Annotated in this window: 20 protein-coding genes; 8 read left to right on the top strand and 12 right to left on the bottom strand. The window is 52.4% G+C overall.

Annotated features, from left to right (window positions below):
• The first annotated feature begins 63 nt into the window (after nt 1-63).
• The 5 genes from BZK40_RS19085 to BZK40_RS19065 all read left to right on the top strand — a co-directional run bounded on the left by BZK40_RS19085 (nt 64) and on the right by BZK40_RS19065 (nt 5,978).
• Complete coding sequence (locus BZK40_RS19085) at nt 64-2,142, top strand: ABC transporter permease (RefSeq protein WP_008783887.1); 2,079 nt, start codon at nt 64-66, stop codon at nt 2,140-2,142.
• Between the two features lie 11 nt (nt 2,143-2,153).
• Complete coding sequence (fbpC, locus tag BZK40_RS19080) at nt 2,154-3,200, top strand: ferric ABC transporter ATP-binding protein (protein ID WP_000192349.1); 1,047 nt, start codon at nt 2,154-2,156, stop codon at nt 3,198-3,200.
• Between the two features lie 232 nt (nt 3,201-3,432).
• Complete coding sequence (locus BZK40_RS19075) at nt 3,433-3,996, top strand: hypothetical protein (RefSeq protein WP_079935127.1); 564 nt, start codon at nt 3,433-3,435, stop codon at nt 3,994-3,996.
• A gap of 136 nt (nt 3,997-4,132) precedes the next feature.
• Nucleotides 4,133-5,599, top strand: a complete 1,467-nt coding sequence (locus BZK40_RS19070; RefSeq protein WP_139762117.1) for a PAAR domain-containing protein — start codon at nt 4,133-4,135, stop codon at nt 5,597-5,599.
• Nucleotides 5,574-5,978 (top strand): hypothetical protein, encoded by a 405-nt coding sequence (locus BZK40_RS19065; RefSeq protein WP_008783884.1) that lies wholly within the window; start codon nt 5,574-5,576, stop codon nt 5,976-5,978. The genes BZK40_RS19070 and BZK40_RS19065 overlap by 26 nt, the downstream gene beginning before the upstream one ends.
• A gap of 110 nt (nt 5,979-6,088) precedes the next feature.
• Here the strand turns inward: BZK40_RS19065 and mmuM are convergent, their stop codons facing one another.
• From mmuM to BZK40_RS19020, 9 genes are all read right to left on the bottom strand, one after another.
• A complete protein-coding gene (gene mmuM / locus BZK40_RS19060; RefSeq protein ID WP_079935126.1) occupies nt 6,089-7,021 on the bottom strand; it encodes a homocysteine S-methyltransferase in 933 nt (310 codons plus the stop codon).
• Complete coding sequence (gene mmuP, locus BZK40_RS19055) at nt 7,008-8,411, bottom strand: S-methylmethionine permease (RefSeq protein WP_001373486.1); 1,404 nt, start codon at nt 8,409-8,411, stop codon at nt 7,008-7,010. The genes mmuM and mmuP overlap by 14 nt, the downstream gene beginning before the upstream one ends.
• 274 nt (nt 8,412-8,685) lie before the next feature.
• On the bottom strand, nt 8,686-9,897 hold the full coding sequence (gene mhpT, locus BZK40_RS19050) for a 3-(3-hydroxy-phenyl)propionate transporter MhpT (RefSeq protein ID WP_079935125.1): 1,212 nt from the start codon (nt 9,895-9,897) through the stop codon (nt 8,686-8,688).
• A gap of 69 nt (nt 9,898-9,966) precedes the next feature.
• A complete protein-coding gene (gene mhpE / locus BZK40_RS19045) occupies nt 9,967-10,980 on the bottom strand; it encodes a 4-hydroxy-2-oxovalerate aldolase (protein WP_079935124.1) in 1,014 nt (337 codons plus the stop codon).
• Nucleotides 10,977-11,927 (bottom strand): acetaldehyde dehydrogenase, encoded by a 951-nt coding sequence (mhpF, locus tag BZK40_RS19040; RefSeq protein ID WP_008783879.1) that lies wholly within the window; start codon nt 11,925-11,927, stop codon nt 10,977-10,979. Before mhpF ends, mhpE begins: the two co-directional genes overlap by 4 nt.
• Nucleotides 11,924-12,733: a 2-keto-4-pentenoate hydratase gene (gene mhpD / locus BZK40_RS19035; RefSeq protein ID WP_003830923.1), complete on the bottom strand. Its 810-nt coding sequence runs from the start codon at nt 12,731-12,733 to the stop codon at nt 11,924-11,926. The genes mhpF and mhpD overlap by 4 nt, the downstream gene beginning before the upstream one ends.
• A 9-nt stretch (nt 12,734-12,742) precedes the next feature.
• Entirely contained in the window at nt 12,743-13,609 is an 867-nt protein-coding gene (gene mhpC, locus BZK40_RS19030; protein ID WP_079935123.1) for a 2-hydroxy-6-oxonona-2,4-dienedioate hydrolase, read from the bottom strand.
• A gap of 28 nt (nt 13,610-13,637) precedes the next feature.
• Nucleotides 13,638-14,582 (bottom strand): 2,3-dihydroxyphenylpropionate/2,3-dihydroxicinnamic acid 1,2-dioxygenase, encoded by a 945-nt coding sequence (mhpB, locus tag BZK40_RS19025; protein ID WP_008783876.1) that lies wholly within the window; start codon nt 14,580-14,582, stop codon nt 13,638-13,640.
• Between the two features lies 1 nt (nt 14,583).
• Nucleotides 14,584-16,248, bottom strand: coding sequence for a bifunctional 3-(3-hydroxy-phenyl)propionate/3-hydroxycinnamic acid hydroxylase (locus tag BZK40_RS19020; protein ID WP_008783875.1), 1,665 nt, complete (start codon nt 16,246-16,248; stop codon nt 14,584-14,586).
• A gap of 190 nt (nt 16,249-16,438) precedes the next feature.
• Between BZK40_RS19020 and BZK40_RS19015 the strand changes: the two genes are divergently transcribed.
• Both BZK40_RS19015 and BZK40_RS19010 read left to right on the top strand, forming a co-directional pair.
• Nucleotides 16,439-17,251, top strand: coding sequence for a DNA-binding transcriptional regulator (locus tag BZK40_RS19015; protein ID WP_050579920.1), 813 nt, complete (start codon nt 16,439-16,441; stop codon nt 17,249-17,251).
• A gap of 135 nt (nt 17,252-17,386) precedes the next feature.
• Nucleotides 17,387-17,689 (top strand): putative quinol monooxygenase, encoded by a 303-nt coding sequence (locus BZK40_RS19010; RefSeq protein ID WP_003830918.1) that lies wholly within the window; start codon nt 17,387-17,389, stop codon nt 17,687-17,689.
• Between the two features lie 235 nt (nt 17,690-17,924).
• Here the strand turns inward: BZK40_RS19010 and BZK40_RS19005 are convergent, their stop codons facing one another.
• The 3 genes from BZK40_RS19005 to BZK40_RS18995 form a co-directional block, all read right to left on the bottom strand.
• Nucleotides 17,925-18,482: a hypothetical protein gene (locus tag BZK40_RS19005; RefSeq protein WP_223849069.1), complete on the bottom strand. Its 558-nt coding sequence runs from the start codon at nt 18,480-18,482 to the stop codon at nt 17,925-17,927.
• Between the two features lie 239 nt (nt 18,483-18,721).
• Complete coding sequence (locus BZK40_RS19000; protein WP_003830914.1) at nt 18,722-19,198, bottom strand: cold-shock protein; 477 nt, start codon at nt 19,196-19,198, stop codon at nt 18,722-18,724.
• Between the two features lie 86 nt (nt 19,199-19,284).
• A complete protein-coding gene (locus BZK40_RS18995) occupies nt 19,285-19,530 on the bottom strand; it encodes a YmjA family protein (protein ID WP_079935122.1) in 246 nt (81 codons plus the stop codon).
• Between the two features lie 382 nt (nt 19,531-19,912).
• Between BZK40_RS18995 and BZK40_RS18990 the strand changes: the two genes are divergently transcribed.
• Nucleotides 19,913-20,689 carry an MBL fold metallo-hydrolase gene (locus BZK40_RS18990; RefSeq protein ID WP_057067089.1) on the top strand — a complete coding sequence of 259 codons (777 nt, stop codon included), beginning with the start codon at nt 19,913-19,915 and terminating at the stop codon, nt 20,687-20,689.
• Nucleotides 20,690-20,699 lie beyond the last annotated feature (10 nt).

The following is a 20,699-nucleotide window of genomic DNA, read 5'->3' as shown; positions in this document are numbered from 1 at the left end:
CGTTGCGTTCATTTGCCGGGTGCGGTCTAAACGCCTTACCCGGCCTACATTACCGGAAACGCTATGTCACACACACTTGCACTCCATCCCGTGAAAAAACGGGATGCGATATTTCTTTGGGTTTTGCTCGGCTGGCTGGCGTTTGCCCTGCTGCCGAGCTGGAGCCTGGACTACGGTCTGCTGGAGTCAACGCGGGAAGAAATACTCGCCGCCTACGGCTGGTCGCAGTTCAATATCAGTTGGCTGTGGTATCTGCTGCCAAGCCTGCTGCTGGTGCGCCCATTCCATGAAGCCAGGCGCGAACAGCGCAGCCGCCATTATCTTGACGCGGGTTGGGCATTTTTCTGTATGGCTTTTATTGTCGCCAGCGCCACCCTTGAGGGGCGCGGCTTAGGCTATGCCACCATCGTGCTGTTTGTGGCGCTTGGCGCAATCATGACCCTGGCGCTCACCCGCCTCGAATGGCTGGGCGGTGACCGTTTCGTCATAGGCTCGCTTACCGCGATTGTCGCGCTGATCGGTATTTTTATCGTCTGGCCAAGCATCGCCATTTTCATTCCGATGTTCACCAACGACGCCGGGGAATTTGCCCCGCTGGCGTTTATGAATGTGCTGTCGCAGGCACATATCATTCAGGTGATCCTCAACTCGATTATGCTGTCGATTGCCGTCGGCGTCGGCTGTACCTTCTTTGGTCTGGTACTGGCTATCTACACCACCCGTATCGCCAGACGCAGCGCCATAATCGGACGTATCTTCTCGATTTTGCCGATCGTCACTCCGCCGTTTGTCGTCGGTTTAGGCGTCACGCTGATGATGGGACGCTCCGGTTACATCACCGAGTTTATGGTCGAATGGTTTGGTTTAACCAACACCAACTGGCTGTATGGCTTTACCGGCATCTGGCTGGCGCAGGTTCTGGCCTTTACGCCGATGGCGTTTATGATCCTCGACGGAGCAATCAAAACCATTCATCCGTCGCTGGAAGAAGCGTCATACACCCTGCGTGCCAGCCGCTGGCAGACCTTTAACGGCGTGTTTGTCCCGCTGCTGAAACCCGCACTGGCTAACGCTTTTTTGATTGTGGTCGTGCAGTCACTGGCCGACTTTAGTAACCCGCTGGTGCTCGGCGGAAACTTCGACGTGCTGGCAACGCAAATCTACTTCTACATCACCGGTTCGCAGCTTGACTACCAGGCCGCCAGTACGCTGGGTGCCTTCCTGCTGCTGTTTTCGCTGCTGGTGTTCTGCGTGCAGTATATGTGGATTGGTAAACGCTCATACGTCACCGTTTCCGGCAAATCCTACCGGGGCGACGTACAGCCGTTGCCGGTAACGCTGGTATGGAGTGTGGTCGCGCTGCTGGCAGTGTGGATTGCCTTTAACGCCCTGCTCTACGGCAGCATTTTCTACGGCAGTTTCACCGTCAACTGGGGCGTGGACTACACCCTGACGCTGGCGAACTTTACCAAACTGTTCGGTCAGGGGATGAGCGACGGCGCGTGGCCTTCACTGCTCGACACCCTGCTCTACGCCGGGATTGCCGCGCCAATTACCGCGATCTTCGGCCTGCTGATCGCATGGATCGTGGTGCGCCAGCAGTTTAAAGGCAAGAAGACCATCGAGTTCACCACCATGCTGTGCTTTGCCGTTCCGGGCACCGTCGCGGGCGTATCGTACATTCTGGCCTTTAACAGCGCCCCGGTGTACCTCACTGGTACGGCGGCGATTGTCATTATCTCAATGGTGATGCGTAACGTCCCGGTCGGTATCCGGGCGGGTATCGCGGGCTTAGGCCAAATCGATAAATCACTGGATGAAGCCTCACTCAGCCTGCGCGCCGGTTCCCTGCGTACCATTACGCACATCCTACTGCCGCTGCTGCGCCCGGCGATCCTCTCGGCGCTGATTTACAGCTTTGTGCGCGCCATTACCACCGTTAGCGCCATCGTGTTCCTCGTCACGCCGGATACCCGCGTAGCGACGGCCTACATCCTCAACCGCGTGGAAGATGGCGAATACGGTGTAGCGATTGCCTACGGTTCCATTCTGATCGTGGTGATGCTGGCGATTATTTTCATCTTTGACTGGCTGATCGGTGAATCACGCACCTCCCGTTCAAAAGCCAAAAACCAGGCGTAATGGAGCGCACTATGACTCAGAAAAATTTCGTTGAACTGCGCAACGTCACTAAACGATTTGGCAGTAATACGGTAATCGACAATATCAACCTCACCATCCCGCAGGGGCAAATGGTGACGCTGCTCGGCCCGTCCGGCTGCGGCAAAACCACTATTTTGCGCCTGGTTGCCGGGCTGGAAAAACCGAGCGAAGGGCAAATTTTCATTGATGGCGAAGACGTCACCCATCGCTCTATTCAGCAGCGCGATATCTGTATGGTGTTTCAGTCCTATGCCCTGTTCCCGCATATGTCGCTGGGAGAGAATGTCGGTTATGGCCTGAAAATGCTCGGCGTACCGCGCGCAGAGCTGAAAGCCCGCGTCAAAGAGGCGTTGGCGATGGTGGATCTGGAAGGATTCGAAGACCGCTTTGTCGATCAGATCTCCGGCGGGCAGCAGCAGCGCGTGGCGCTGGCCCGCGCGCTGATCCTCAAGCCGAAAGTGCTGCTGTTTGATGAGCCGTTGAGTAACCTCGACGCCAACCTGCGTCGCAGCATGCGCGACAAGATCCGCGAGCTGCAAAAGCAGTTTGATATCACCTCGCTGTACGTCACCCACGATCAGAGCGAAGCCTTTGCGGTTTCTGATACCGTGCTGGTGATGAACAAAGGACACATCATGCAGATCGGCTCACCGCAGGATCTTTACCGCCAGCCCGCCTCCCGCTTTATGGCGAGCTTTATGGGCGATGCCAACCTGTTCCCGGCAACCTTCAGCGACGGATACGTTGATATCTACGGCTATCATCTGCCGCGCCCGCTGCACTTTGGTACACAGGGCGAAGGGATGGTCGGTGTGCGCCCGGAAGCGATCACGCTCAGCGATCGCGGCGAGGAGAGCCAGCGCTGCGTTATCCGCCATGTCGCCTATATGGGGCCGCAGTATGAAGTGACGGTGGAATGGCACGGGCAGGAGATATTATTGCAGGTCAACGCTACGCGTCTGCAACCGGACGTCGGCGAGCAGTATTATCTTGAAATCCATCCGTACGGCATGTTTGTTCTGGCGGATGCGGCATAATTTGTGCCGGGCTACGATCAAACAACGGACCAGATAAAATTAATTTGATTATAGAGAAGGAAAAATCCTTATAAAATATTTATTAAGTAAATACATATAAACTTAATTATTCCAAGCCTGAATCATCCTTAATTGGATTCAGGCTTTTTTATTACTTATGCGATCAGCCGCACAACTTTTACAGAGAAAATAGTATGTCATCACGTTTTCAACGGATGAGAGAGATTCAAAAATGTATTTTTACCAGGAAGAAAACCAAATCACTCAATATATAAGTGAGCACGAATTATGGGTATTGGGTCGTGTCAGCGGGATATACAACAAAATAACACATAAAAACGAAAAAATGTTAGAACCGTTGTGGAGGAGATACGATCGAAGTATCGAGGGGATTTTAATCTTTTATTCAAAGATGGAAGCATCAATTTACTCTGTTTACCTAGAGAAAAAATTTAATGAAAAGTGGAGCGTATATGCACTGAATGATTTTAACATTGGGGAAATGGTAAAAAACAATAAAACCATCAAAAATAGCGATGATTATTATCTGCTGTTGAGTGCAGGATTATGGGCTGATAAACAATGCAATATTATATATCATGGTTATCATTTAGCTCAAGTTGTAATCCCCGTCAAATATACCTTTAGCAGTTTCAGTGAAAATGAAAAATTGCCTATCCTAAAAATACCTGAAAAAGTTACAGATAGATTTCATCAAATGTGGAAGAAAAGATTCCCTGATTTTCTAAGTCATACTCAATCGCAATGTAATTATCATAATGACTATTTAAAATAACAAAGTCTAATCGCTTATAATAATATGCAATTCAAAGAATCGAATAAAATCGAAGATTGTGTTTATATGGCAACATGGAAAAATGACTGGATTTTTTGTAATCCGGAAAGTTTAAGTTTATTAAAATGAGAATTGTATGGGAATTGCATATTTTTTAAGGGTCGGTGATAAAACAACCTGCGGCGGTACTATTTTAACAGGTTGTACTAATCATATACTCGACGGACAGCCAACGGCACGACATGGCGATAGCTATATATGCGGTAAAGATAAAAAACTCTACCACATAGTAGGAGGACAACCGGGTTATTTTATACATGGTGTTCAAGCTGCCGGAACAGCACATAGCGTTGGCACATGCCCCTGCAAATGCAGATTTATTAACTCAATTTCAAATGTCACTTATTTCTATGAGAGTGAAGTTCTCTCCGCACCTAAGCCAGTCACAAACAGAGTGGTCTCTGTAGCGCCGCAGAACGCGCCAAAACCGCTCACGATGGCACCTGGACCATATTGTCCGGGTGAAGAGGATAAACCGCCTCGTGAGCCTGTCGATGGGGGATTTTGTGTATTGCCCTATGAGTCAAAACCATCAACATATGAGCCGTATATTTTCGTTAACCCCCCTGAGGGTACGAGAGAGCTGTATCACAAACTGAACCCTGATATGAAAAAACAACCTGGTTCAATTCTGATTGTTGTTGATCCTGAAAAGCAAGATCAGCAACAGATTGAAACATTGCAAAAAGCGCGTGATCGAATTGATAAAGCTCTGGCCCCACTTACCTTGCAGGATGCAAAGTTATTGCATGATAACAGAGGAGCCGTGGATGCATTTTCATATCAACTTTTCGGTGATTATTTAGGAAATGCTGGAGATGGTTTTGGATATATTAGTGAGATAGGTAAAAGTTATTACGGAGAAATAAAACAAATATTAATTGAAATTCAGGAGTTATATAAAGATACGTACAGTCATAACAAAGGAATTATATCTGGGGAAGAGTTCTTTGGTCAACGAGCAAGACTGTTTAAAAACCTAGATGCTGTTTTAAACAAATTTTCAAAAACCCAGCTTAATTTAGAAGAATATGATAGTATTAAAAAAGCATTAGGTTTATCTACAAGTTCAATTATGTATAAATGGGATAAAACTGGAATAGATAACATTGAAGGTTATGCTACATATATTGAGCGCTCGGCAAAACTAATGAATCTAATGAAAACAGTTGGTTTTGTTGGCATAGGTTTAGATTTTTCCGGATATACATCAAACGTTTATGACGCTTGTTCAAAAGGTCGTGAAAGTGCTTGTAAAAAAGCGGCGATAACAGAATATAGTAAGTTTGGATTAAAACAGGGCAGTAGTATACTGGCAGGAGCTGTTGCCGGGCGTGCTGCGACTGCGCTTTGTACCTGGGTATTAGGGATTTCTACTATAGAAGCAGGCGGTGTCGGTGCTACTCTGTGTTTTGTTACAGGGGTCGGTGTTACTATTACGTCAGGTAAGATTGCAGAAAAATATGGCGAGGACGCTGGTGAAAAATTAGGTAATTATGTAGGAGATCATATTATCTATGAAAACTTTTTTCATTCAAAATAAAGATGATATAAAAATTATCATTAGCTTTGCTTTAATGCTTAATGGATTATTAATAACAACCTTTTATTTTTACAACAAAATAGCATATAAAAAAATTGTTGATATCTATGAAAAGGAAATCGGACCATTACCTGTTACAGCAATAATATGTAAAAATGCAAGTCTATTTACCACACCAGGATTATATTTGACTAAAGTCGCGTTTATTATGGAGACTTTAATTTTCAAATATAATAAAATTTCTAATTATGGCATGAGCATAGAGGGTTATAATTTAATAAGAGGCTTGCCTTGCAAATTAACACTAGGATTTAAAATTGAAGCAGTGCTGTGGATTTTATGTATTCCTGTGTTGCTAAGTATGTTTATTGCATTTTGAATAAAGGGACTCCATTGGAGTCCCTTCTTTAATTTTACATCAATGCACCCTATATCTGATCAACAATCCAGCCGTATCGCCACATCATTCACTGTAGACCCGATAAACTCTCAGCTGCGCGCTTTTAACGCGGCGATATCCGCAGGCGTGGTGCGACAGCACCCGCCAATTAATCGTGCGCCAGCGGCCTGCCACTGCGGCAGATAATCCGCCAGCTGCGCGCAATGTTCATCGTGATGATGCCAGGTTTTGCTCACGGCATCGTAATGCTCGCCCGAGTTCGGATACACCACCAGCGGCAGCGCCGTTAAACCGTGTAAATGCTGCAACGCAGCGGTGGTGTTTTCCAGCGCAATACAGTTAATGCCTAGCGCCACCACCTGCGGATAACCCGCCAGCAACGCAACCACGTCACGCAGCAGCGTACCGTCGCTCAGGTGCTCGCTGTCGCGCAGGGTAAATGAGAACCACGCCCGCGCACGCGGATATGCGGTCAACAGCTCAGCCAACGCCTCAATCTCGGCAAAATTCGGCAGGGTTTCGCAGGCCAGCAGATCGGCCCCGGCATCCAGCAAGGCTTCCACGCGCGGGCGATGAAACGCCTGAAATGCCTCAACGCTACAATGATAATCGCCACGGTATTCAGAGCCATCCGCCAGATACGCGCCGTAAGGCCCGACGGATCCCGCCACCAGAAGCGTTCCCGCCTGCGGGTTCTCTGCCAGATACGCTTCACGGGCTTTACGCGCCAGCTCCACGCTTTTGCCAATCAGCGCTTTCGACTGCGATTCATCCAGACCTCGCGCGGCGAAGCCCGCCGGCGTCGCCTGATAGCTGGCAGTGATCGCGCATTGCGCCCCCGCCCGGTAGTAATCAAGATGCACTTCGCGGATAAGCTCCGGGTTTTCTACCAGCACTTTGGCTGACCACAGGCTGTCGGCTAAGTTACACCCTCGCGCTTCCAGCTCCGTCGCCATCGCGCCATCCAGCAGCAGGATATCCTGTTTATCAAGGAGAGCGCGTAACGGATTATTCTGCGACATGTTCTGGCTCCTGTTTTGCGTTTCGGGGTTGAGTAAGGAAATAAGCACCATAGCACAACGCAACAAACGGTAACCCGCACCACAACGCAATTCTCTGCGCTGGATCGAATGCCAGCCCTACACAGGCCACCAGGCACAGCACAAAACCTAATACTGGCACCAGCGGATACCACGGCGCGCGATAATGTAATTCACTCAATGCCTTACCTTGTTGCAGATGACGGCGACGAAAAACAAAATGCGAGGCGCAGATACTCAGCCACACCGCCACCACCGCAAACCCGGAGATTGCCGACAGCGCAACAAATACCGTGTCCGGGGCCACCACGCTAGAAAACAGCGCCAGCACACCACCGAGCATACTGACCGACAGCGCCGTCAGTGGCACGCCGTTTTTCGTTACTCGCGCAAAACAGGCCGGTAGCGTACGTTCATTCGACAGCGACCACAGCATGCGCCCGGAGGCATATAACCCGGAGTTCGCTGCAGAAAGAATAGCCGTCAGGATCACGAAGTTAAAAATATCAGCGGCGTACGGGATCCCTACTTTCTCAAACACCAGCACAAACGGGCTTTTCTCCACGCCCGCCTGCTGCATCGGGATCAGCGCCGCCAATACAAACACGGTGCCGATAAAGAAAATAATCAGTCGCGCGATGGTAGTACGAATCGCTACCGGGATAACTTTGCGCGGGTTTTCCGTTTCACCGGCGGCAATGCCGATAAGCTCGGTACCCGAAAAAGCAAAGTTCACTGCAACCATAGTCATCAGAATCGGTAAGCCACCGTGCGGGAACCAGCCTTCCGCCGTGATATTACTCAGCCCCGGCGCGGGCGAGCCATCCTGCATCGGAATAAAGCCGAAAATCGCCGCCCCACCGAGGATGATAAAGGCGATGATAGTGACCACCTTGACCAGGGAGAACCAGAACTCCCCTTCGGCAAAAAAGCGCGTGGAGATAACATTCAGACCAAAAATAATCGCGCAGAACACCACGCACCAGACCCATACCGGCACCTGTGGAAACCAGTACTGCATACAGAATCCGGCGGCGGTAAAGCTCGAACCCAGCGCCACAGTCCAGGTCAGCCAGTAGAGCCAGGCCACGGTATACCCGGTAGCCGGACCAAGATAGCGCGCGGCATAAACGTGAAACGCCCCGGTCTCCGGCATCGCGACCGACAGCTCGCCCAGACACTGCATAACCAGCCAGACCACCAGCGCGCCAATCAGATAGGCCAGCAGCGTTCCCGCCGCTCCAGTGGTGGAGATGATGTACCCGGTATTGAAGAATAATCCTGTGCCAATCACGCCGCCCAAGGAAAGCATAATCAGGTGACGCGTTTTCATTGTGCGCTTCAGTGGCGCATTTTGTTGTGTTGTTTGCATATAACCTTCTAAACGTATGGACATCTAAACATCCAAAGAAGATTTGTTATACCGCGTTTGTTAACAGAATGCAAAGTCAACCCTGCACCAGACGCAGATGACCACGTCGGGCGCTTAATAGCGGGTGGGGATTAATAATCAGATACAAAAAGGGCCGCCAGCTCATAACGCCTCCGTTGCCATGTTTTATCTAAACTTTGGCAACACAGTTGACTGACGGCGTTCACCCGGAAGTAGGAACCAAATCTCCCCACTCACATAACCGGATGAGTGCTTAAGCACCGCTGGCCGGGATCGGCATCTGCGATTTGCGGCTCATCAGAATAAATACCGCCAGGCCTGCCAGCAAAATGCCCGGCGCAGAAGCCGCCATCACCCCTACCGTTCCGGTACCGAGCGCTAACATTTTCCCTGCCAGCAGCGGGCCGCTCATCGCCCCCAGACGCCCGACTGCGACGGCGGTGCCCACACCTGTGGCGCGGATCTGCGTGCTGTAAAACAGCGGCGCCAGCGCATACAACACGCTTTGCCCGCCGGTGGCGAACATCCCGGCCACAAATCCCGCCACTAGCATGCCGCTCAATGACGACACCGTACCCAGCGCCAACAGCGAAGCCAACATCCCAGTGTAGATCAGCAGCGACATCACCACCGGGCGCAGTTTATCCATTAACGCCCCGAGAATTAACGTGCCGCTGGCCGCGCCAATTTGCAGAGCAAACATTACGCCTGCCGCCTGCGATGGTCGAAAGCCCTGCTCCACCAGCAGCATCGGCAGCCAGTTGATCAGCATATACACCACCAGCAGGGTGAAGAAATAGCACAACCACAGCAGCAGCGTGGCACTCGCCGTCGCTGGCGCAAACAGGGCGCGCAGCGGTGCGGCGGCCACCTGCTTTTGTTGGGTATAAACCTGAGATTCCGGCAGCCAGCGCATCAACAGCGGCACCAGCAGCAGCGGGATCACCCCGCCAACCCAGAACACCGTTTGCCAGGCGGAGGCCAGGCCGCTAAACCCAAGCGCCGCCGCCAGCGCCGCGCCGATCGGCACACCGCAGTACATCAGACTCACCGCCGTACCGCGAAAACGCGGGCCCGCCGCCTCGGAAGTCAGCGCGATCAGATTCGGCAACGCCGCGCCCAGCCCGACACCGGTCATCAGACGGGCAAACACCAGCGATGAGAAATCCCAGGAAATCGCCGTCGCCAGCGAGAACAGGCCGAACAGCGCCACAGAGGCAATGAGAATACGCTTGCGGCCATAGCGGTCGGCCAGCATGCCGCCCACCAGCGCGCCGGGCAGCAGCCCGAGAATGCCCGCACTGAAGATCCAGCCCATCTGCATTTTATCCAGCGCAAACGCGTGGGCGATACCGACGGCAGCGATACCGGCGGCCTGTAAATCCAGCCCTTCCATCAGGGCAACTAAAAAGCAAAGCCCAACGGTCAACGTCAGGCGGTAAGATGCGGGGGTACGGGTCGTCATAAGATGTCCCTCTGAGGTCACGATGCAGGTGAATCGCGGCTGATACGTTGCCAGCCGCGTAATCATTTTTTATTTGCGGTTGCGCAGGTCCAGCGCTACGTCGACGATCATATCTTCCTGGCCGCCCACCATCCGACGTTTGCCCAGTTCCACCAGAATATCTACTGCGCTCAGGTCATAACGTGCTGCCGCCACTTCGCAATGACGCAGGAAGCTGGAGTACACCCCGGCATAGCCCAGCGCCAGCGTTTCACGATCCACCCGCACCGGGCGGTCTTGTAGTGGACGCACTAAATCGTCGGCGGCGTCCATCAGTGCATAGAGATCGGTGCCGTGCTGCCAACCAAGCTTATCCGCAGCGGCGATAAATACCTCCAATGGCGCGTTGCCCGCGCCTGCGCCCATCCCGGCCAGGCTGGCGTCGATACGGTCACACCCCTCTTCTACTGCGGCAATCGAGTTCGCCACCCCAAGACTCAGGTTGTGATGCGCATGCATTCCGGTTTCTGTTTCCGGCTTCAGCACCGCTTTCAGTGCGCGGAAGCGGGCGCGAATATCGCTCATGTTCATTGCGCCGCCGGAATCGACCACATAAATACAGGTCGCGCCGTAGTTTTCCATCAGCTTCGCCTGCTGTGCCAGGTTCTCCGGTGTGGTCATATGGCTCATCATCAGAAAACCGACGGTATCCATGCCAAGCTCACGCGCATACTGAATATGCTGGGCCGACACATCCGCTTCAGTGCAGTGGGTCGCCACGCGCACTACCCGTGCGCCGGCCTGATATGCATTTTTCAGGTCATGAATAGTGCCGATACCCGGCAGCAACAGCGTGGCAATTTTGGCATGCTTCACCACGTCCGCCGCCGCTTCAATCCACTCCAGGTCGCTGTGCGCACCAAAGCCGTAGTTGAAGCTGGAACCTTGTAAACCGTCGCCGTGGGCCACTTCAATAGAATCAACCCGTGCGTCGTCCAGCGCTTTGGCTATCTGGCGCACATTCTCCAGCGAATATTGATGACGAATAGCGTGCATACCGTCGCGCAGGGTCACGTCAGAGATATAGAGTTTTTTACTGTTCATGCGGCTTCTCCTGCCTGACGAGCGAGGGACTGCGCCATCTTCTCAGCGGTCGCCAGCGCGCTGGAGGTCATAATGTCGAGGTTGCCCGCGTAGGCTGGTAAATAGTGCGCCGCGCCTTCCACTTCCAGATACACCGCAGTTTTCAGCCCAGAGAACTGGCCGATACCCGGCAGATTCACCGGTTTATCTTCCGGGATGACTTCAAACTGGACACGCTGTTTCAGGCGATAGCCCGGCACGTAGGCCTGCACCGCCGCCGCCATCTCATTAATCGACGCTTCAACTTCAACCTCAGAGGCCGCTTCGCTCAGCACATACACCGTGTCACGCATCATCAGCGGCGGCTCGGCCGGGTTAAGGACAATAATGGCTTTGCCTTTTGCCGCGCCGCCGACCACTTCAATCGCCTTCGAGGTAGTTTCGGTAAACTCGTCGATATTGGCGCGGGTACCCGGCCCCGCCGATTTACTGGCGATCGAGGCGATAATCTCGGCGTAATGGACTTTTGCCACGCGAGAAACTGCCGCCACCATTGGGATGGTCGCCTGTCCGCCGCAGGTCACCATATTGACGTTCTGCTGATCAACGTTGGCTGCCAGATTCACCACCGGCACGCAGTAAGGACCGATTGCCGCGGGCGTCAGGTCGATCAGGCGGATGCCTGGTTTAACGGCACGTAGCGCGGCATCGTTCTTCACATGCGCACCTGCGCTGGTGGCGTCAAACACAATGTCGATATCAGCGAATTCCGGCATGTCGATAAGCCCTTTCACCCCTTCATGGGTGGTGGCAACGCCCATGCGTCGGGCACGCGCCAGGCCATCAGATTCTGGATCGATACCGACCATCACCGCCATTTCCAGATGCACGCCGTGACGCAGAATTTTTATCATCAAATCGGTACCGATGTTGCCGGAGCCGATAATGGCGACTTTACGCTTACTCATGACTGACTTCCTTTTGTAACCGCCGCTGAAAAGGTGGCGGCGACTGAACCAATACCGTCGATATGGGCTTCAAAACAATCGCCCGCATTCACCGCCACCATCGGGCCTAACGCTCCGGTGAGAATAATGTCTCCCGCACGCAGCGGCTCGCCGAGGCTGGCCATTTTGCGCGCCAGCCAAACGGCGGCGTTGATCGGATGTCCCAGGCATTCGCTGCCGCGCCCGCTGGAGACCTCTTCGTTGTTGCGCGTCATTTTCATCGCGCAGTTTTTCAGATCTAATCCTGCCGGACGCTGTGCCGGACCGCCGACCACATACACGCCACAGGAGGCGTTATCCGCCACGGTATCAACAAATTTGATCGACCAGTCGCGGATACGGCTGCCGACCACTTCCAGCGCGGGAAGTACCCACTCTATGGCGTTGTAAAGCTCGTCAAAAGTGGTGTCGGTATTGGGCAGATCGCGGTTCAGCACCAGCGCAATTTCGGCTTCAATACGCGGTTGCAGAACACGGGAAAACGGGATGGTTTCGTTATCGCCATAACACATATCAGCAAACAGCGTACCGAAGTCCGGTTGATCGACACCCAGCTGCTGCTGCACTTTCGGGTGCGTCAGCCCCACTTTGCGCCCGACCACGCGACGCCCTCGCGCCACGTCGTACTGTACGTTGATGCGCTGAATGGCGTAGGCCGCTTCGGCGTTATCCACACCAATCAATTCACGCAGCGGGGCGATGGCTTCCCCTTTTTCTTCAGCCTGACGTAAATCGGCGGCTAGCTGCTCAAGATTACGATTCGTCATGTCCGTTCCTTAAGGGCGTGCGAGGAAGTTCAGCACCAGTTGGTTAAAGGCATCCGCATGTTCCCACTGCGCCCAGTGCCCGCAGTCGCGGTAGATATGCAGCTCAGAACCGGCAATCCCGGAGAGCAGGCGCAGACCGGCATCCATCGGTACAAAGCGGTCATTGCGTCCCCAGACAATCAGAGTCTGAGCTTTGATTTCACCCAGACGCGGGCTGAAATCCGGGAACTGTTTCGGGTTGGCCTCCAGGCTCTGGACAAAGTTTTCCAGGTGATCGCGACGCGACAGCATGTTATTCAGGCGTGCCTCAAACAACGCCTCGGTCAGGTCGCTGGTGTCGAAGACAAAGATCTCCATCATCAGCTTCAGATTCTCGATGGTCGGCTCGCGATAAAGCTGATTCAGGCGCTTGATACCTTCGGTCGGCATCGGAGTAAACAGGCTCATGCCGCCCGTTCCGCCGCCCATTAGCACCAGTTTGCCCACGCGCTCCGGCCAGCTCAGGGTAAACGCCACAGCACTGTGACCGCCCATCGAGTTACCCAGCAGGTGGACTTTTTGAATATCCAACTGATCGACCACGCTTTTCAGGATGCGGGCGTTGAGATCGGATCGCGAACCGCGGTTAACGATCCCATCGCTTTTGCCCCAGCCAGGACAATCCAACAGGATCACCCGGTATCCGGCCTGTACCAGCGGATCGATATTGCGGCTGAAGTTTGCCCAGCCCGTCGCGCCAGGACCGGATCCGTGCAGCAGCACGACGGTCTCTTCGCCCTGCCCACAGTCATTGAAATGCACGCGTAGGGTTTCGCCTGCTTCCTGCACCTCCAGAAAACGACTGGTAGCGGCTTCGGTTTGCGGTTGGTAAGTCATAATGTTCTCCTGCATATTCAGTTCTGTTTTAGTTCTGCGTAGTGGCGCTCAGGGAGCCGAATCCGGCGATCCACTCCGGGATCGGGCGGTAATAACGGCCTTCGCTGCGCCAGTTGCCAAAGGCAGAAATGGCGGCAAAGGCGGCAACCCAGGTTTTAACTTCGTGCGTTGATTTGCCCGCCATCGCGGACAGCTCTTCGTTACTGACCGCGTCCAGCTCCTGCAAACGCCCCTGCTCAAGCAGGGTCATAAAACGGTTATCCCAGACGGGGTTAAGCGGGTGTAGCGTGTTTTGATCGACCACAAACTTCTCGGCGGCGCTGATCACCCGCTGCTGACGCAGCTCGCGCTCGTTTTCAGGTAACTGTTTGCCGCTGCCGAGCAGGCGGTCACGCATATGGGCATCAGCCTTCGCCAGCTCCGGTACCGGCGGCTGGTGCGATAGCCCGCCGGAGCCTAAAAACAGCACGCGCTTATTCAGCGAGCTGGCGAAACGGCCAATCGCTTCACCGAGCATGCGGGTACGCTGAAAGCCCGGCAGCGGCGTGGCGACGCCGTTAATAAACACTGGCAGCACCGGCACCTTATCCAGGCCGCCGAGCAAAAACTCCAGCGGCTGCGCGAAGCCATGATCGACCTGCATGTTGTAGGACACGGCGAGATCGATACCGCTTTTCATTACCGCGTGGGCGCAGGCTTCAGCCAGAACTGTCGGCACCGGTAATTCCCCCGCCGCGCTACCAAAATCGCCGATCGCCGTAGCTCCAACGCCTAAACAGAACGGCGGCATCACGTCGTAGAAAAATCCGTTGTAGTGATCGGGGGCAAACAGCACGACCAGTTCAGGTTCGAACGCCGCAATACGTGCCCGAGCGCTGGCGATCACGCCGTTAACCTCGTCGAGCACAGCCTGTGCCGGGTCGACATAGCCCACCAGCGGGGAGTGGGAAAGACAGTGAAGATAAGCGTGCATATCAGGCAACCTTTTCAACAGGAATGTCGGCAGTAGCGCGAGTGAGCGTCATCACCGACGCCAGTTTATTCAGGGTGCTGCCCAGGGTTTGCGGAATGGCGATAGCGGCCACGAAGCGGTCCGGGCGCATTACTACCAGCGCGGCGTTGTGCTGGGCAAACCACGCGCGCAGGCGGTTTTGCGTATCGCCAATGCGGGTAACGCCGTCGTGGTTATCCTGATCGGTATGTATCTGCGTATCCGGCACGACCTGGATAAAACGCGTCCCCAGCGCCTGCCACTGTTGGATCTGCGCCTCGCTCATGCCCCATAGTGGGTTACAGCCCCAGCCAATCACCGCGAAATTCGGTCCGATGACGTTGTCGAGCAACGTCACTTCGCCCGATTCCAGCGTCACCTTCGGCTGGATAAACATCTTGCCGACCGGTGAAGTTTTCGCGTCGCCTTCACGCACCAGCGCCCCGGCGTGGTACTGCGGCATCGGCTTAAAGCGCATTTCAAGGAAGTAGCGTTTAACCGGCGGAATATAATTCAGCAGCCAGGAAACCCCGTCGCGTACCGCGCCGTGCCAGCGTTTGGGCGGCGCTAGTACGTTGCCAGCGGTCACGGAGAGGTCGATCATCGCTTTGGCGTGGTCGCGGCGTTCCTGCTGGTAGGTATCCAACAGCGCATCGCCGGCTTTACCGTTAATCACCAGCGCCAGTTTCCATGCCAGATTGAAAGCATCGCGCATGCCGCTGTTGTATCCCTGACCCTGCCAGACCGGCATAATGTGCGCCGCATCGCCCGCCAGCAGCACGCGGTCAATACGAAAACGTTCGGCCAGACGAGCATTATGGGTATACACGCGCTGGCGGATCAGCTCGACGTTGTCCGGGTTCGGCAGCACTTTGCTCAGCAACTGGCGCATATTCTGCGGCTCGCTAAGCTGCGCTTCGGTTTCCCCCGGCATAACCATAAACTCAAAACGGCGCACCGCGTGCGGCAGCGCGGCGGAGACATACGGGCGCACCGGATCGCAGCATAAATACACATGCGGCGTGCTGAGCGGATCGTTGGCGATATCCACCACAATCCACTGATTCGGCGCGGTTTTACCTTCAAACGGCACGTTCAGCGAGCGTCTGACGTTGCTGCCGCCGCCGTCGCAGGCCACCAGCCACTGAGCCTTCACCGTTTCACGTTGACCGTCTGGCGCTTTCAGATTTAGCGTCACTTCGCCGTTTTGTTGGCTGAAGGCCTCCAGCTCGCGGGAGAACAGGCAGCGCACGTTGGGAAAACGCGACAACCCTTCCAACATCACCGCGTCCACCTGCGGCTGAATAAACGCATTACGACGCGACCAGCCAAATTCGTCGGTCATCGGCTGGATATCAGCAAAACAGCGGCCTTTCGGGGTGAGAAAGCGCATTGCGTGCCACGGCGTGGTGTGCGGCAAAACGTTCTCGACCAGCCCCACAGACTGCATAGTGCGCAGCGCTTCATCGTCAATGCCGATGGCGCGAGGATAGTCGATCAGCGTGTCGAGCTTCTCCACTATCAACACCTCAATGCCCATCTGCCCAAGATAGTTGGCCATCATCAGCCCTACCGGACCAGCACCGGCAATCGCCACCTGCGCGGTATGCTGCACAGCGGGTTGGATATCCGGGTTTTTTGTTGTCATTTCAGAACCTCACGACTCGGACAAAACGCAATTGTGGCCCCTGGTGAGGCGCAATTTGTTTTGTTAAAAATATGTGAACAATTTTTGTTGTGCGGTCAGTATAGAAGCGAGTTTTTGCGCTACAATCAAAACATGCCAGGATGTGCACTAAGTGCACAACGTTGTTTTACCTGTAGATTTGTCAATGAATATGAAAAATGACGAGAGCACTGAGTACAAAACCGTACGCGGATTAACGCGCGGATTAATGTTATTAAATATGTTAAACCGGCTCGATGGTGGGGCCAGTGTTGGCTTGCTTGCTGAGTTAAGCGGCCTGCATCGCACCACGGTCAGACGGCTGCTGGAAACCCTGCAGGATGAGGGTTACGTCCGGCGCAGCCTGTCCGATGACAGCTTTCGCTTAACCATTAAAGTCCGCCAGCTCAGCGAGGGGTTTCGTGACGAGCAGTGGATTTCTGCACTCGCCGCCCCGCTGCTGGGAGATTTGCTGCGCGAGGTCATCTGGCCGACCGACGTTTCCACGCTGGATGTGGACGCGATGGTGGTACGTGAAACCACCCACCGTTTCAGCCGTCTGTCGTTTCACCGGGCGATGGTAGGGCGTCGTTTGCCACTGCTGAAAACCGCATCCGGCCTGACCTGGCTGGCATTTTGCCCGGAGAATGAACGGCAGGAACTGATTGAAATGCTTGCCTCCCGATCGGGAGAAGAGTTCCAGCTTGCGCGCGAGCCGCTGAAGCTCAATGCCATTTTGACCCGCGCGCGAAAAGACGGTTTTGGGCAGAACTTTCGCGGTTGGGATCAGGAGGAGAAAATCGCTTCTATCGCCGTCCCCATCCGCAGAGAACAGCGGGTGATCGGCTGCCTGAATTTGGTGTATATGGCCAGCGCCATGACCATCGAACAAGCCGCGGAAAAGCATCTTCCGGCCTTACAAAAGGTGGCGAAACAGATAGAGGACGGCGTCGAATCGCAGGAGATTTTGGTTGCCGGGAGGTGAGATGGATCACAGTTATGCGGATCATCTGATTGATAGCTGGCATAACTCACTATCCGGCCGATAAAACTCTGTGACCTCTTGCCCAAAAAATATCTTCATTACATAGTGTGCATTCGTTTTCTGCCAGGAGGCTGCATGTTAAAGGTCATTGCTGAGGATTTCATCAAACCAGAGTATATTGAAACTGTTCTCCCGTTGTATCGTGAGCTAATATCGGCAACGAAGAAAGAACCGCACTGCATTGCTTACGACCTCTATATTGATGAAAAAGATCCGGGGCATTTTATTTTTATCGAAGAATGGCCAAACCACGCGGCTCTCGATGAACATTGTGCCAGCGAGCATTTCCAGCGACTTGTACCATTAATCGATCAATACACGCGCCAGGAAGCACGTTACATACTGATGGATGACGTGGTAAATCCGGCAGTCTCGTGATAATGAAGAAAGTAGTTGGAATACTGTTAATTATGTTTTTGGCAGAATGCTCAACACCAGGAAAGACAGTCTTTTACTTCCCTGGTCGCTGAGGGCTTAAAGCCTCTTCAAAAGAGGCTTTAAGCTTTGCAACAATGCATCCCACGGATTACAAAACGGAATCATCACTGTTCCAGCTGTATTGTTATTTAGAGTTTATACTCCATTATTACTGTTCCAGATATTAAGCGCATTTTTACGAGGCCATTTTCATCGCGGCACCAATAACTGCCATACACATACTGCTCGCAAGTAAAACAATAAACCAATATATATAATTATTAAACTTTGTAAATAACCAGATAAATCTAAGCAATGACAATGCAGCAATAGAAATAGAAGACACAAACATTGTAAATATATAAATACCAGAAATTATCCATCCTGCTTCTTCGTAAATACTCTTCATTGTAAAAATAAGGATAGATAAGTAAAATGCTGATAAAGCAAGCCCGCTCAGAAAATCATAATAATCGATGTATGTGATATTTTTATCTTTCTGCGGAAGAGCTATAAACTTTTCAAGTTTCTCATTGTCTACTCGTGACAAAAACCGATTAATTAGCGGAGTAAACATCACTAAAATCATCACCAAATGAATGAATAGTAAAGAAAGTTTAATTCTGTCATCAACCGATTCATTCTGTGGCCAGATAGATATTATTTCATAATCCATTTTTGCAAGGAGAAAAAAGCAAATGGCCGATGGTATATATTCAGAAGATATAGCTTTCCATATTTTTTTAAAAATCACTTATATTACCCCATTAGTTATACCGGTGAATCACTATTAGTTAACCGCGCTACTAATCTGCAAATAGTTGGCGATCATATTTATTTAATACGGATAATATATACCTATTCAGAAACGGATTGCTACCTACTAATTTTATCACTACATACCTGAATCACGTAAATTACACATATCAAAAAAAAACCGAAACCCGCTCCTGAAAAGAGCTGCGTTCCGGTTTTTATTCAGTCTGAAGGGTTTCAGACTTTAAGCAGTTTCACCGTCGCGTCGATGTCAATTTCATCTTCCGAGAAGATCAGCGTCGTGCCCTGGAAGGTAGTGATGGCCAGCTTTTTCAGCGTGCGCATTTCACCAGGCTTGACGTCTGATTTCGGTCGGATGCTGTTCATCAGCACGCCGACAGACAGCACAGCATTTTCTTTGTCGATACGGGTCTCTACAGGGACTTCTTCGCTGTAGACCAGGAATGACTTGATCGAGGTGAGCTTCAGACGCTCGCCTGCAATATAGATGTACTTGCTGTCTGGTATGACTTTTACCGCGTAGGCAGACAAGCCTTTGTTGTTGGTGGTGGGCTCAAAAGTCACCGCCGCGTCTTTCTTGATCAGCTCAGGATTAGCAACCTTAATCACATGAAAATAGCGGTTGTCGCCGTTTTCATCTTTGATAAATCCAAAGCCTTTATCTTTAAACCACGTTGTGATTGTTCCGTTCATTGCTGTTTCCGCCTGATTAAACCTATTACTTGTAGAGTATACCTACTCAATTTGCGCGCAGTGTAAAACACAGGCCATGTCTTTGGCTACTCGTTACCCCAACGATTGAGGAACTCCGCAATATCATCGATACGCTGAGCGTCGACACCTGCCACGGTAGCCATCTCCTGCTGCGCTTCTTCGCTGATCTCTTCGTTGTTCATCAAACGATTGATCAGCTGCTGGAAGTAGTGCGCCAGCGCGTCACGTTCTGTGTCGCTCACCGGCTTTGCGGCCTCGGTCGCGTACTCGTCGGCGATATCATAATATTTTAGCGGAATGTCGTTGTTCATCAGTTGCTCCGGGGTAAATGCGTGTGCCAGCAGTTGCCTGCCGCGTCTGGTGTGAATGATAGCATTCTTATTTCATGGTTCGCGATCTGTTTTATTGGTCACTATGCATTACATATATCAATAATGTTTTCCGGCACAACTTCGCATTTAATAAACCTTTCCGTATTTAAATAACAGCATTCTTATTCAGTTCGATATAATAGCTACTTATTAAATAACGAGCCACCAAGGAAATATTAAATTACTTTAATTCTAATTACATTATCGACATCTGTAATCCGCAGTTGGCCCAATCCCATCGCTAGTCGCCCATTTGCCCACATTCATCTTCTGGACAACACTCTACGATGACACCACTGACCCAACACGTGGAGCAAACACCATGAACATCACGCAAATCCGTAACGCTACGCAGCACATCACTTTTGGTGGCAAAACCTTTCTGATCGACCCTATGCTGGCGGCAAAAGGTACTTATCCGGGCTTTGCCGGTACGGCACGCGCCGAGATCCGCAACCCGACCGTTGATCTGCCTGTCGATATCGACACCCTGCTCAACGTTGATGCGCTGATCGTGACCCATCTGCATGAAGACCACTGGGATGAAGCCGCGGCTCGTGTCGTGCCGAAAGACAAACCGATTTATGTGCAAAACGATCGCGATGCGCAGGTACTGCGGGAACAAGGTTTCACGCAACTGACCGTACTGACGCAAAACACTGCGCTTGGTGATATCACCCTGCGTAAAACCGGCGGCCAGCACGGTTCGGATCGCGCTTACGCCATCCCGCAAATGGCTGAGCGTCTGGGTGATGCCTGCGGAGTTATCTTCCAGCATCCGGCGGAAAAAACGCTGTATCTGGTCGGGGACACCATCTGGCGCGACGAGGTGGAAACCAACATGCGGACTTTCCAGCCAGGCGTGGTCATTCTGAACGCAGGCTTTGCTCATGTTATCGGGTTTGGCCCAATTATCATGGGCGCGGAAGATGTGCTAAAAACCCACTTCACGCTGCCCGAAGCACAAATTGTGGCGACCCACATGGAGGCGATTAACCACTGTCTGCTGACCCGCGCGGCCTTGAAAGAGTACGCCTGCGACAACCAGATTGCGCAATTTGTTAACGTGCCGGAAGATGGCGAAACCCTGACGTTTTAAACTCCACAGA

The sequence above is a fragment of the Citrobacter portucalensis genome, assembly GCF_002042885.1.
GTDB lineage: Bacteria > Pseudomonadota > Gammaproteobacteria > Enterobacterales > Enterobacteriaceae > Citrobacter > Citrobacter portucalensis.
Note: the sequence above shows the minus strand (reverse complement) of the source record. Positions and strands in the feature narration are given on the sequence as shown.